Genomic DNA, 11,871 nt, shown 5'->3' on the forward strand with positions numbered 1-11,871 from the left:
GTTTTTAAAATGAGAGACTTAAAGGATTTTTTCTTTGAACCCGCATGTGGTCTTAACAGGGAAAAGGACAAGAAGGAAAGGGAAAAGGGGTGCTCAAGACCAAAACCAGGAAGCGCTTCGGGTGGTTGTGCCTTTGATGGTGCGCAGATAACTCTACTCCCGATAGCTGATGCGGTACATATAGTCCACGGTCCTATAGCCTGTGCGGGCAACTCATGGGACAACAGAGGAACACGCTCTTCCATATCCGATTATTACAGGATGGGTTTTACGACGGATATCAGTGAGATAGATGTAGTATACGGTGGTGAAGGGAAGCTTTATGAAGCTATAAGGGAAGCGGTGGAAAAGTATAAGCCACCTGCAGTCTTTGTGTATCAGACATGCGTCCCAGCTATGATAGGGGATGATATAGTAAGCGTTTGTAAAAAAGCCTCTCAGGATCTTGGAATTCCCGTTATTCCTGTTGAATCTCCAGGTTTTGTAGGTAGCAAGAACCTTGGAAATAAGCTGGCGGGCGATGCGCTCTTTAGGTATGTTATAGGGACAAAAGAACCAGAATATACAACTCCTTATGATATTAACCTTCTTGGTGAGTATAACATCGCCGGGGAGCTTTGGCAGGTACTACCTCTTTTCCAAGAACTGGGTATAAGGTTGCTTGCCTGTATAACGGGGGATTCAAGATATCAAGATATTGCTTCTTGTCATAGAGCTAAGGTAAATATGGTTGTGTGTTCCAAAGCTCTTCTTAGCCTTGCAAGGAAGATGGAGGAAAAATATGGAGTACCTTACTTTGAAGGCTCTTTTTACGGTATTGAGAATACCAGCAATACCTTGAGAAATATAGCAAGGCTTTTGGGCGACAAGGAATTGATGGAAAGGACAGAAAGACTAATTGCCTTAAAAGAGGAAGAAGTAAAGAAGAAACTTGAGCCATATATTGAGAAGTTGAAGGGCAAAAGGGTACTAATAAACACAGGAGGGGTAAAGAGCTGGTCTATGGTCTCCCAAGTAAAAGAGCTTGGTATGATAGTTGTGGGAACAAGCTCCAAAAAAAGTACATCAGAAGATAAGAAAAGAATGCTTGAACTTGTGGGAGATGAAGGAATGCTCATCGATGAGCCTAACCCGAAAGAGCTTGTACGCCTTTTCAAAGACCTAAAAGTGGATGTACTTATGGCAGGTGGAAGGAGCAAGTTTGTAGCTCTTAAGGAGTACATTCCCTTCCTTGATACAAATCAGGAGAGGATGAAACCTTACGCTGGCTATGAGGGTATGCTTGTGCTTGCCGAAGAACTCATAAGGACATTATACAGTCCTGTGTTTGAGCTTTGCAAGGAGGAGTCACCATGGTAAACATAATAAAGTCAAACAAAGCTTGTTCGGTTTACCCATTAAAATTAAGCCAGCCTTTAGGAGCTGTTTATGCTTTTCTCGGCATTAAACGAACTATGCCTTTGATGCATGGATCTCAAGGATGCGGCGCTTTTGCTAAAACCTTTCTCACCAGACACTTTTCAGAAAATATCCCAATGCAGACAACCGCCCTTTCTGAGGTGGCGACCATCTTGGGTGGAGATGAAAACCTGCACACTGCATTGAAAAATATAATGGAGAAGAGCGATCCGGAAGTTATCGGTATTGTTTCTACAGGTGTTAGCGAAACAAGGGGGGATGATGTGGAAGGCTCTATAGAAAGGTTTAAGGAGCTTTATCCAGAATACGCATATAAAAAGTTTGTTTATGTATCAACACCGGACTACGAGGGTTCCTTTCATGACGGATACAGGAAGGCGCTTACATCCATAGTAAAAACCCTAGTAAAGAGGACTTACAGCAAAAATCCACGACAGGTAAACCTACTTTTGAGCTACCACCTCACAGCAAAGGATACAGACATGATAAAAGAGACCGTGGAAGGTTTTGGACTGAAGGCTATACTTCTTCCTGACCTTTCCAGTTCTATGGACGGAAGTGTTAGAGGTTTCTCTGGTATAACTGCTGGTGGAACGGATACGAAGGACATAGAGATGATGTCCGCATCGGCAGTAACCATAACGATAGGAGAAAGCACAAAGGAAGCAGGAGGATATTTAGAGGGGAAGTTTATGATACCTGCCTTTCATTTTGAAAGCCTTTACGGGCTTAAGAACTTTGACGAGTTTGTTAGATTTCTAATGAACTTGAGTGGTAGGAAGCCTCCTGAAGGATTAAAAAGATGGAGAAATAGACTAATTGACGCAATGCTGGATACTCATTTTTATCTTACAAACAGAAAGGTAGCCATTGCAGGTGAGCCAGATATCTTCTATGCGGTTGTTGACTTTTTGGTAAGAGAACTTGGTATGCATCTCTCCGCTGGCGTAGTGCCAACGATATCAGAAAGCATAAAAACCTTGCCCATTGATGAGATTATTGTGGGAGACCTTGAGGACATATTGAATAGTAGTGGTCTTGATATGGTCATAGGGAATACTAACATGAAGCATGTAGTCAGAAAGCTGAGTATACCTCATTATAGAATAGGTATCCCCATATTTGACAGGCTTGGGCATTTCTTGAAGGGCTATATAGGTTATGAGGGAACTACGAACTTCATATTTGAGCTTGCAAACCTTCTTATGGAGATGGACGAAGAGATTTCTTACAAAGTTCCTGAATACATAAAAGGAGGAGGACATTATGAGGGTTGCCTTTGCGACAAAAAGCCTTAATAAGGTGGATGACCACTTTGGGCATGCAAGGACTATGGCTATTTACGAGATAGATGAGACAGGCTATAGGTTTTTGGAGTACAGGCATTTTGAAGACATACCCGATGAGGAGTATGACAAGATAAACGACAAAATAGATAAATTAAAGGACTGCACCATAGTTTATGTAATCGCCATAGGTGCTACGGCAGCTGCAAGAATAGTAAAAGCTAAAATACATCCTGTAAAGGTAAACGAGCCTACTCCGATAAAAGAAGTCCTTGAAAGATTGATAAAGACATTAAACACAAACCCACCACCATGGTTAAAAAAAGCCTTAGTGGATAGCAAAGATAAGCTCTAACGGATCATGAATGTATCTTTTGAAAAGCCTGCATTTATTGATAAATCTTCAAAAAATACCTCCTCAATAAGTTCTCCATCCATATTGTAAGAAGCAGCATACTTCGGAAAAAGAGAGCCTTTTTCCAAAAGAAGGACAAACCTTGCTATATTTCCCCTCACCATAAAACCCCTTCCACCTTTTACGTCCATATAGTAACAGGATCCTCTATCTTCAATGATCATTTCCCCTTTATCTCTTAGCTCTTTAACAGTATTGAGTAAGGTTAATATATCTGATTCATCAATGCGATGCCCCTTAGAGCTTTTTATCATGGGATTGTCAGGAGAAAGCTTTAGGATGAGGCTTTTTATATTTTTGAAGGGGCGTACAAACACCTTATTTGTATTCGGATCATACACAAGTGTGGCACCTTTAAATGGTTCTATAATGTCCATCCTTACATAACCGGGTTTTGCATAAAAATATTTGAGTACGGTGCCATCACTAACTTTCATAATATATGAGTAATATTTGTATTCCTTTTCAAATCTGTGTATAGCTTCATCGAGGGGATTAGCGAAGGAGACATAGCTCATAAAGAGAAAAAGTAAAAGGAACATCACTTAATTATCTCTATTATCCCCCACATGCCTTTTTCTTTGTGGCTTGGGAAAAGTGGTAGTTTTTTATCGCAGTAAAACTCAAACTTACCAGTTTCAGTTGGGGTAAACCTTATTTTAGTTCCTTTCTTTGTGATGTCCTCTTTTATAAGTGTGCTATTTATCTTAAGAACAAAGTCATGAGGCGTTACTGCACTTTCTCTAACTATGATAAGCTCAGCAGGTATGTTTGCTTTAATAACTATATAATTTGGGTCAAAATAATAAGAACCTGCCTTTATATTGACCCTTTGAACCCCATCCGTATCAATATGTGCAATATACTTTTTTTCTACACGTTCGTGCTGTATAGCAAATACTGTATTTACAAAAATAAAAAGTAGTATAAGATGAAATTTCCTTCTCACGAAGGTTAATCTAATAGTCTATTAAAATGGTTATGATGATATAAATCATGATTTATTCAATAAAGTATTAGCGTTTCTTTTGTTTTAAGGAAATTCTTAACTTGGCTTATATTAAGTTTATACTTATAAAGATGCAGGTGATGGGATATATGGTGCATCTTTTAGAAGAAGAGCTTATTAAACACCTCGATCCAGAGGTGAGAGCTGTGTTAGATGTGGGTAACTACATAGTTGCCTCCGGTGGCAAGAGGATGAGACCCATATTGAGCTTGCTCACGTGTAAAGCTTTAGGTGGTGACGAAAAAAGGGTGCTACCTTTAGCTATAGGTATAGAGTATATACACGTCGCATCTTTGCTTCACGATGATGTGGTTGACGGAGCAGACAAAAGGAGGGGTAAACTGTCAGCCAATGTGGTGTTTGGAAACGATCTGTGCGTGCTTACAGGTGACTACATGTACGCTAAGGCTCTCTGGCTTTATTCCATTTACGGTAATCTAAAAAGCATAGAAATAGTGAGTAAAGCTGTTATGGATATGGCACAGGGACAGGTTCTTGAGCTAAAAAGCGTTGGGGATCTAATAGATGAGGATACATATTTTAGCATAATAGACAGGAAAACAGGGGTTCTTTTTGGAGCCAGTATGGCTGTAGGTGCCTTAGTTGCAGGTAGAGAAGATTACGAAGAGTTTTACCGTATAGGATTAAAAATAGGTAGGGCTTTTCAACTTGTTGATGATGCTCTTGATTATTCTGGATCTGAGGAAAAGCTCGGTAAACCTGTGGGTAACGATCTGAAGGAGGGCAAATGTACATATCCTCTTATAAGCGTGATCGAAAAGCTGAATTTTGAAGATGTAAAAAGATCCCTCAGAAGCGGGGAGATCCTCTGGCTAAGGGAGAAGGTTGTGGAGTTGGGTGGTGTAAAAAAAACTTACGAAAGGGCGCTCACGGAGGTACAGGACGCCTTAGAGGAACTCTACGGGATAGTTGGAAAAGATCTTGTACAACCTTTGGAAGCTTTAATAATCTCCGTGGTAAGAAGGGAGAGGTGATCACCTGTACGTATCAAGCACCTTGTAAACTCTCCACACATAATTGCTCAGATCCCTTGCCCTTCTTCCTTTGTTATAGCAGTCCACAGCTTTCCAATTCAAACCGTAACTTGCTATACACTCTCTGAGTATATATGCCCCCGCTCTTATGTTGGTGCATGTGTCCCAAAGATCCTCTTCCCTATTTATAATTCCCATCTTTTTCAACTTAGATATGTTGGATGAATTAACCTGCATAATGCCTATGTCATAAGTTCCGTTTGTGTTCCTGTTTAGTGCATCCCTTCTGAGTCCACTTTCCACATAAGCTATCACTACCAGAAGCTTTCTGTTTACTCCTGTTTCCCAAGAAGCCTTATCAAAGCATAGTGAAAGATCAAGCATAGCGCTTACGTATTTTCCACAGCTTTTTCATTAAAGGTATAAGGACAAAGAGAGAGTATATCAGTGTGTTTATCGGTGAGGATCTTCCCATGCTACATCCTCCACCTGAAGATGTTTGACTATTTTTCTCTTCTACATTAGTTGTTGTAGAAGTCTCTACCCACACAGCCTTACCGTATCCGTATGCTACATTGGGAGGTGTTCCCTCCGTATCGTAAAACGCATTATTTATGAGCCAATTTTTGACTTGCATCGGATCTGCAGAAGGATTACTTTGCAAGTACATAGCTACGAGTGAGACAACTACAGGCGCTGAAAAGGATGTACCTCCTATTGCAATGTAGTAAGTTCCACTGCCAGGCGGTCCGCAAAGGTTCGGATCAGTATTGCCAGAAAAGTTTGCATTTGCGGTGCATTGGAAAAAACCATCAGCTACAACATCCGGTTTTATTCTGCCGTCTCTGGTGGGTCCCCTCGAGGAGAAGTATGCTACCCGACCGTAATTGTCAAAACGTGACGTGCTTATGTAATTACTCCCTATGGCTCCTACGGTTATCACATTCTTTGCTGTACCAGGTGAGGAAACTGTGTAAGAAAAGCCTCCAAAACCGTCATCTACCTGACCATCAAGAAAGTTCCCGTCTCCACTCACCCACATATCCATTTTCCCACTTCCGCTGATTTTAGTTAATCTAATTGTAAGATAAGTTGGGTTAAGGCAGGAAATTTGCATATATACCTCCCCATCGCCGTTGAGCTGTGAAGATAGCGTCCTGTTGTCAATATATGCAAAGCAAGATGTGGTGTTTATCTGAGAGTTGGCAAGATTGCCAGGATTAGCTCCCACACAGTTTACTGTGGTTTGATCGCACACCTGTATATTGTAGGAGGATCCTTTCGTGTACCAGCCATCCACTTCCACGTTTGAAGAGACATATATATGAATATCCCCATTGTCTGAAGAGAGTCTCGCATGTATCCTCTCATTTCCTTCATTACCCGCTGATACCACTACTATAAAGCCAGGACCCGATAATTCATCCACATACCTGTCAAGGAGACTCGTACCATCGTGAGGGTCAAGTTGTCCACCTAAGGATAAGTTTACAACCGCAGGCATACTTAAGTTTTGTACCTTTGACTTAATGTAATCAAGTCCAGCCATAACGTCCGTATCGTATAAGTTGGTTTTATACACGATGAACTTAACATCCTTAGCTTGACTGTTGTACCTCGTCATAGACCAGTAACCACCTGCAATGCTTGCTACCGCTGTACCATGTCCCTCCCCGTCATAATTACAACTGCCCATCTTTATCATGTTATTTATCTGTGCCTCGCTGAGTTCTATTCCTGTGTAGTCTTTGTAAAAAAGTATTCTTGTGGTACCATCGGCATTTCTAAAAGCAGGATGGCAGAAGTTTATACCTGAATCCACTATGCCCACTACAACACCCTTACCGGTATTCGTGCTGATGCTCGATCTTGTGCCTACAAGGTATTTTCTGTCACCACCTTGTATATCCGAACCTTTTATATCCGGTGCAAAGAGTAAGAGTCTGTAGTCATTTAGCGCCGTAACATTTAGCTTTGTAGCTGAACTGCATTGGAAGAAAAGAGAGTTCTGGATACATCCTTCAGCACTCACACTCCCCCCAAAAATATATCCAAAAAAAGGTTTGTTGTAGTTTATATCTACTTGCTGAGTTCCATGACCCCACACTACGTAGGAGGAATTGGTACTAACATCGTCAAGCAGTTTGAGTTTTCTCGGTGCCTCTATGTATATAGCTGTAGGATCTTTTTCAAGATTCTCTAAATTCTTTTGAGACAAGCTTACAACCTCTACTTTGCCGTCCCTTCTCAATACCTTTACCTTGTCTATGTTAGTGTATGTATTCAAGGTTATTCCTCTTTCTCCATTGAGAATGCTTCTTCTCAATACGGGATCAAACTTTTCCCAATTTTGAGCAAAAGAGAGAGTTACAAAAGCAAGCACTAAAAGAAGTCTCATCCGCATCCCTCCTTTACATAAGTTTAACACATTTTCAATGCCTTTTTGCCCAGGTTAAAGATCCCCAATAAACTTCAGCGGCTGATTGACCTATTGCTTCTGAGAGCGAAGGGTGAGAGTATACCGACTTGGAGACAAAATCTACCTTTAGATCAGCTTTCATAAGGTGAACGATCTGGTGTATAAGCTCACCAGCATGAGGTCCGAGTATGTGGCATCCGAGCAGATCTCCGCTCTTTTTGTCAATAACGAGCCTTACAAAACCTTCATTTTCTCCATCATCCATAGCCTTAGGATTAGATACAAAGGAAACCACACCAACCTTAACATCGTAACCCATCTCCTCGGCTTGCTCTTCGGTCAATCCTATAGAGGCTATCTCGTATGCAGAATAAATGATCTTGGGCATAAGCCTATCATCCTTCCTAATATCTTTATCACCGAGTATGTGACTTACCGCCACCCTTCCTTCGTACATAGCTTTATGGGCAAGCATAAGCGGAGATGTTATATCACCGCATGCGTATATATTTTTTATGGATGTCTGACAAAACTCATTAACGACGACAAATCCCCTGTGATCCCTTTTGATATTTAGATGCTCAAGTCCTATACCATCCGTGTTGGGTTTTCTTCCTACACCGAGGAGTATAATGTCTACTGTGGGTTCGGATCCATCTGAAAGCCTAACTTTTAAGCCTTCTTCAGTTTTTTCCCAACTTTCCACTGATGTTTTGAGTTTTACATCAACGCCAAGTTTTTTCAGCTTTCTCGCTAGATATCTGGAAGACTCTTCTGGTATATCATCCGAAGGGAGGAGTCTATCTTTTATCTCAACCAAAAGCACTTCACATCCGTACATTCTGAAGATGTATGCAAATTCAACACCTACAGCCCCTCCTCCCACGATCAACACACTTTTAGGAAAGCGATCCAGATCCCATATCTGATCCGTATCATATATGTGTTTTCCATCGGGAACGATCCCACCCACGCTAACTGTGGATGAGCCTGTGGCAAGCAATATAAAGTCGGCTTTTACCTTCAGATCTTGACCTTCCACATAGACAGTTTCTTCATCCTTTAGAATACCCCTCCCGTAAAAGATAGGTACTTTGAGTTGGTTTGCGAACTTCTTAAAGCTCTCCCTTATAGTCAGTATAACCCTTTCCCTATTTTCCTTCAGCTTTTGCATATCAAGATCAAATCCATGTGGAATTATACCGTAGCTTGGCATCTTTTGGAATTTCTCGATAAGGTAAGCTCCGTGTCTCATATACTTGGATGGTATACATCCTCTGTTGAGGCAGTTTCCACCGACGCTTTCGGGAGACAGCTCTATAAGAGCTACTTTCATACCTCTTCTGTGAGCGTAAAGAGCTGCCTCATAACCACCGCTTCCTGCCCCCACTATTACAAGGTCAAACTTCATTTGTTTTTCCTCCGCTCTTTGTAAACTTCTTTTCTGCACTCTTTTATGACACGCTTGTATCTATAATAGACTGATGGGACTTTTATGGGAAGTCCGTAGTACTTCTCAAGCAAGAGCATGATATCCTCCGCGGTCATATACCTGTTGTTCCTTATAAGGGACTTTATGTATCTGACTATACGCGTATCTTTCATCAGAAGCTTTATTATCCTTCAGCTCGTACTTTTATGTCAACTGCAGTGTTGCACTTGCGGAAAAATACCCTATAATTAATAATGGAGGTAAGGTATGTACCCGATAGAAAAGAATAACAACATACAGGATGAGCTTATTGAGGAGTTTAAGAGAAAAGGTGCTACAATAACTGTCTTTTTGACTAGAGGAAACAGAATAACAGGGAAAGTGTTGGAACACGATAAGTACACTATACTGCTTGAGGTAGAAGGACAACCTAACCTCATATACAAGCACGCTATAAGCACCATAGTTCAAGGAGCTTAATGAGGGCATTACTGGTAGGTCTCTCATTCTCCGATCAGAAAAGAGAAGAAATAAGGGAATCCATAGAAGAACTTAAAGAACTCGTGAGAGCTTTAGACGGAAATGTTCTCGGATATATACTTCAAAAGAAGAATGTTCCAGATGCGCGTTTTTACATAGGGGCGGGTAAAGTAGAAGAAGTTAAACAAGTTGTAGAAGGGATATCCGCAGATACGGTGATATTTAATGCTTTTTTGAGTCCTTCTCAAATACACAATCTTGAAAGCACGCTAAAGGTAAAAGTCCTTGACAGAGCAGACCTCGTGCTTGAAATATTCTCAAGGAGAGTGAGGAGTAAAACCGCTAAGCTTCAAGTTGAGCTTGCTAAGCTTGAATTAGAACTGCCCAGACTCTACGGAAGGGGTAGAGAGCTTTCCAGACTTGGCGGTGGTGTAGGCACAAGGGGTCCTGGTGAACAGGAAGCAGAAGTAAGAAGAAGGTGGATAAAGAAGAGGATCCAGCAGATAAGACAAGAACTTGAAGAGGTCAAAAAACAGAGGAAAGAACAGAGAAAGAAAAGGGACAGGCTGTATAGAGATATGAAGGTAATCAAGGTAGCATTGGTAGGTTATACGAATGTGGGAAAATCAAGTCTGATGCGTGCGCTTACCGGTAGAGAGACTTTTGTAGCTGACATGCCTTTTGCCACCTTAGACACAAAAACTTCCGGAGTTTATCTTTCCAAAGACGTAAAGGTGCTTGTTACTGACACTGTAGGTTTTATAAGGGATCTGCCCCACGAACTTATTGAGTCCTTTAAAGCCACCCTTGAAGAGCTCCACGAAGCTGATCTTTTGCTACATGTTGTGGATATATCGGACGGAAAGTGGCTTGAGAAGATAAAGGTAGTTAAAAAGGTACTTGCAGAACTCAAAGCTGATGAAAAGCCTACCATTTACGTTTTTAACAAAGCTGATAAGATCGTAGAAAAAGAGGAGGATATGGAACTTCTCACTGAGCCGGCTTTCTTAGGTGAAAGAAGCGTTATAGTATCTGTCAAAAAAGGCTGGGGTATGAAAAAACTCTTTGCAGCTATAAAAGAGATAGCTCAGGAGCTTATAGAGGTAAGCTAATGAAAAAGGATCTTCTCGTTTTAGGTGCTCAATGGGGAGATGAAGGAAAGGGTAAGATAGTGGACCTTCTCTCCGCCAATTTTCAGCTCACGGTAAGGTATCAGGGAGGTAGTAACGCAGGACACACTGTCGTTGTGGGTGAAGAAAAGTTTATACTCCACCTTCTGCCAACAGGTATCCTTCACAGTCACACAAAAGGTATAGTTGCCCAAGGTATGGTGGTGGATCTGGAGCTTCTTAAAGTGGAAATAGAGCAATTGGAAAAAAGAGGCATAAGCGTAAGAGACAGACTTTTGATAAGTGACAGAGCCCATCTGGTTATGCCTTACCACAAACTCTTAGATGCACTTTTTGAAAGAAAGAGCAAGATAGGGACAACACTCAGAGGTATTGGACCGTCTTACATGTTTAAGTACGGGAGAAAAGGTATAAGAATTTGTGACCTTGAAGATAAAGATAGACTCTACAAACTCATGAAGGAGGATGGGGAATTTGTTAAAGACATATGCGAAAAGGTATACCGCGAAAAACACTCTGTGGACATAGATAAGGCTTACGAAGAGACACTTTCTTATTACGGGTATATAAAAGATTGCGTGGTGGATGTATCAAGGTTTCTTATGGAGAACAAAGATATGAGCATACTTTTTGAGGGTGCACAAGGTACCATGTTGGATGTGGATATGGGTACTTACCCTTACGTGACGTCTTCCAACGCATCGGCTCTTGGTCTTCCAAACGGTACAGGACTTTCTCCTAAATTCTTTGAAAACACCTTCTTCTTAGGTGTATCTAAGGCATACACTACAAGAGTGGGAGAAGGACCATTTCCCACAGAGCTTTTTGACCAAGATGGAGAAACGTTAAGAAACAGGGGGAAAGAGTACGGATCTACCACAGGAAGACCCAGAAGGTGTGGATGGCTTGATCTCGTCGCTCTTAAATACGCAGCGGATATAAATGGTCTTGACGGAATAGTAATTACTAAGCTTGACGTTCTGGACACCTTTGAGGAGATAAAAGTGTGTGTAGCTTACGAATGCGAAGGCAGACATGTAACACACTTTCCTGCAAGCCTGAGTATGTTAGAGAAGGTTAAACCTGTATACAAAGTCTTTAAGGGTTGGTTGAAGGACACAAAAGGAGCAAAGAGCTTAAGCGATCTTCCAGAAAGAGCTAAAGACTACATAAACTTTATAGAAAGCTACACTCAAGTACCTGTAGTGATGCTCTCCACAGGACCCGAAAGAGAAGAGTATCTTTGGCTGAAACCTATAATGCAAGAAGTGAAAGTTTGAAATATC

Annotated in this window: 13 protein-coding genes; 7 read left to right on the forward strand and 6 right to left on the reverse strand. The window is 41.2% G+C overall.

Features of this window, described 5'->3' with window-relative positions:
• The first annotated feature begins 9 nt into the window (after positions 1–9).
• From nifE to nifX, 3 genes are read left to right on the forward strand one after another with little or no spacing between them, the layout of a single operon-like run.
• Positions 10–1,359 carry a nitrogenase iron-molybdenum cofactor biosynthesis protein NifE gene (nifE, locus tag ABWK04_06810; GenBank protein MEZ0361583.1) on the forward strand — a complete coding sequence of 450 codons (1,350 nt, stop codon included), beginning with the start codon at positions 10–12 and terminating at the stop codon, positions 1,357–1,359.
• A complete protein-coding gene (nifN, locus tag ABWK04_06815; GenBank protein MEZ0361584.1) occupies positions 1,353–2,717 on the forward strand; it encodes a nitrogenase iron-molybdenum cofactor biosynthesis protein NifN in 1,365 nt (454 codons plus the stop codon). The genes nifE and nifN overlap by 7 nt, the downstream gene beginning before the upstream one ends.
• Positions 2,686–3,060 carry a nitrogen fixation protein NifX gene (nifX, locus tag ABWK04_06820; protein ID MEZ0361585.1) on the forward strand — a complete coding sequence of 125 codons (375 nt, stop codon included), beginning with the start codon at positions 2,686–2,688 and terminating at the stop codon, positions 3,058–3,060. Before nifN ends, nifX begins: the two co-directional genes overlap by 32 nt.
• Here the strand turns inward: nifX and ABWK04_06825 are convergent.
• Both ABWK04_06825 and ABWK04_06830 read right to left on the reverse strand, forming a co-directional pair.
• Positions 3,057–3,662, reverse strand: a complete 606-nt coding sequence (locus ABWK04_06825) for a hypothetical protein (GenBank protein ID MEZ0361586.1) — start codon at positions 3,660–3,662, stop codon at positions 3,057–3,059. The two genes, nifX and ABWK04_06825, sit on opposite strands and share 4 nt — an antisense overlap.
• Positions 3,662–4,069, reverse strand: a complete 408-nt coding sequence (locus ABWK04_06830; GenBank protein ID MEZ0361587.1) for a cupredoxin domain-containing protein — start codon at positions 4,067–4,069, stop codon at positions 3,662–3,664. The genes ABWK04_06825 and ABWK04_06830 overlap by 1 nt, the downstream gene beginning before the upstream one ends.
• Positions 4,070–4,200: 131 nt before the next feature.
• On the opposite strand from ABWK04_06830, the gene ABWK04_06835 reads away from it, so the two are divergent.
• On the forward strand, positions 4,201–5,124 hold the full coding sequence (locus ABWK04_06835) for a polyprenyl synthetase family protein (protein ID MEZ0361588.1): 924 nt from the start codon (positions 4,201–4,203) through the stop codon (positions 5,122–5,124).
• On the opposite strand, the gene ABWK04_06840 is transcribed toward ABWK04_06835, so the two are convergent.
• The 4 genes from ABWK04_06840 to ABWK04_06855 are packed head-to-tail and all read right to left on the reverse strand — an operon-like array spanning position 5,125 to position 9,148.
• The gene (locus ABWK04_06840) at positions 5,125–5,508 is read right to left on the reverse strand and encodes a lytic transglycosylase domain-containing protein (GenBank protein MEZ0361589.1); all 384 of its coding nucleotides are present in this window, start codon (positions 5,506–5,508) and stop codon (positions 5,125–5,127) included.
• A complete protein-coding gene (locus ABWK04_06845) occupies positions 5,501–7,522 on the reverse strand; it encodes a S8 family serine peptidase (protein ID MEZ0361590.1) in 2,022 nt (673 codons plus the stop codon). The genes ABWK04_06840 and ABWK04_06845 overlap by 8 nt, the downstream gene beginning before the upstream one ends.
• Positions 7,523–7,556: 34 nt before the next feature.
• Positions 7,557–8,954: a dihydrolipoyl dehydrogenase gene (gene lpdA, locus ABWK04_06850; GenBank protein ID MEZ0361591.1), complete on the reverse strand. Its 1,398-nt coding sequence runs from the start codon at positions 8,952–8,954 to the stop codon at positions 7,557–7,559.
• Entirely contained in the window at positions 8,951–9,148 is a 198-nt protein-coding gene (locus ABWK04_06855; protein ID MEZ0361592.1) for a hypothetical protein, read from the reverse strand. The genes lpdA and ABWK04_06855 overlap by 4 nt, the downstream gene beginning before the upstream one ends.
• A gap of 94 nt (positions 9,149–9,242) precedes the next feature.
• On the opposite strand from ABWK04_06855, the gene hfq reads away from it, so the two are divergent.
• From hfq to ABWK04_06870, 3 genes are read left to right on the forward strand one after another with little or no spacing between them, the layout of a single operon-like run.
• Complete coding sequence (gene hfq, locus ABWK04_06860) at positions 9,243–9,455, forward strand: RNA chaperone Hfq (GenBank protein MEZ0361593.1); 213 nt, start codon at positions 9,243–9,245, stop codon at positions 9,453–9,455.
• Positions 9,455–10,567 (forward strand): GTPase HflX, encoded by a 1,113-nt coding sequence (gene hflX, locus ABWK04_06865; protein ID MEZ0361594.1) that lies wholly within the window; start codon positions 9,455–9,457, stop codon positions 10,565–10,567. Before hfq ends, hflX begins: the two co-directional genes overlap by 1 nt.
• Entirely contained in the window at positions 10,567–11,865 is a 1,299-nt protein-coding gene (locus tag ABWK04_06870; protein ID MEZ0361595.1) for an adenylosuccinate synthase, read from the forward strand. Before hflX ends, ABWK04_06870 begins: the two co-directional genes overlap by 1 nt.
• Positions 11,866–11,871 lie beyond the last annotated feature (6 nt).

The organism is Hydrogenobacter sp. (genome assembly GCA_041287335.1).
Lineage (GTDB): Bacteria > Aquificota > Aquificia > Aquificales > Aquificaceae > Hydrogenobacter.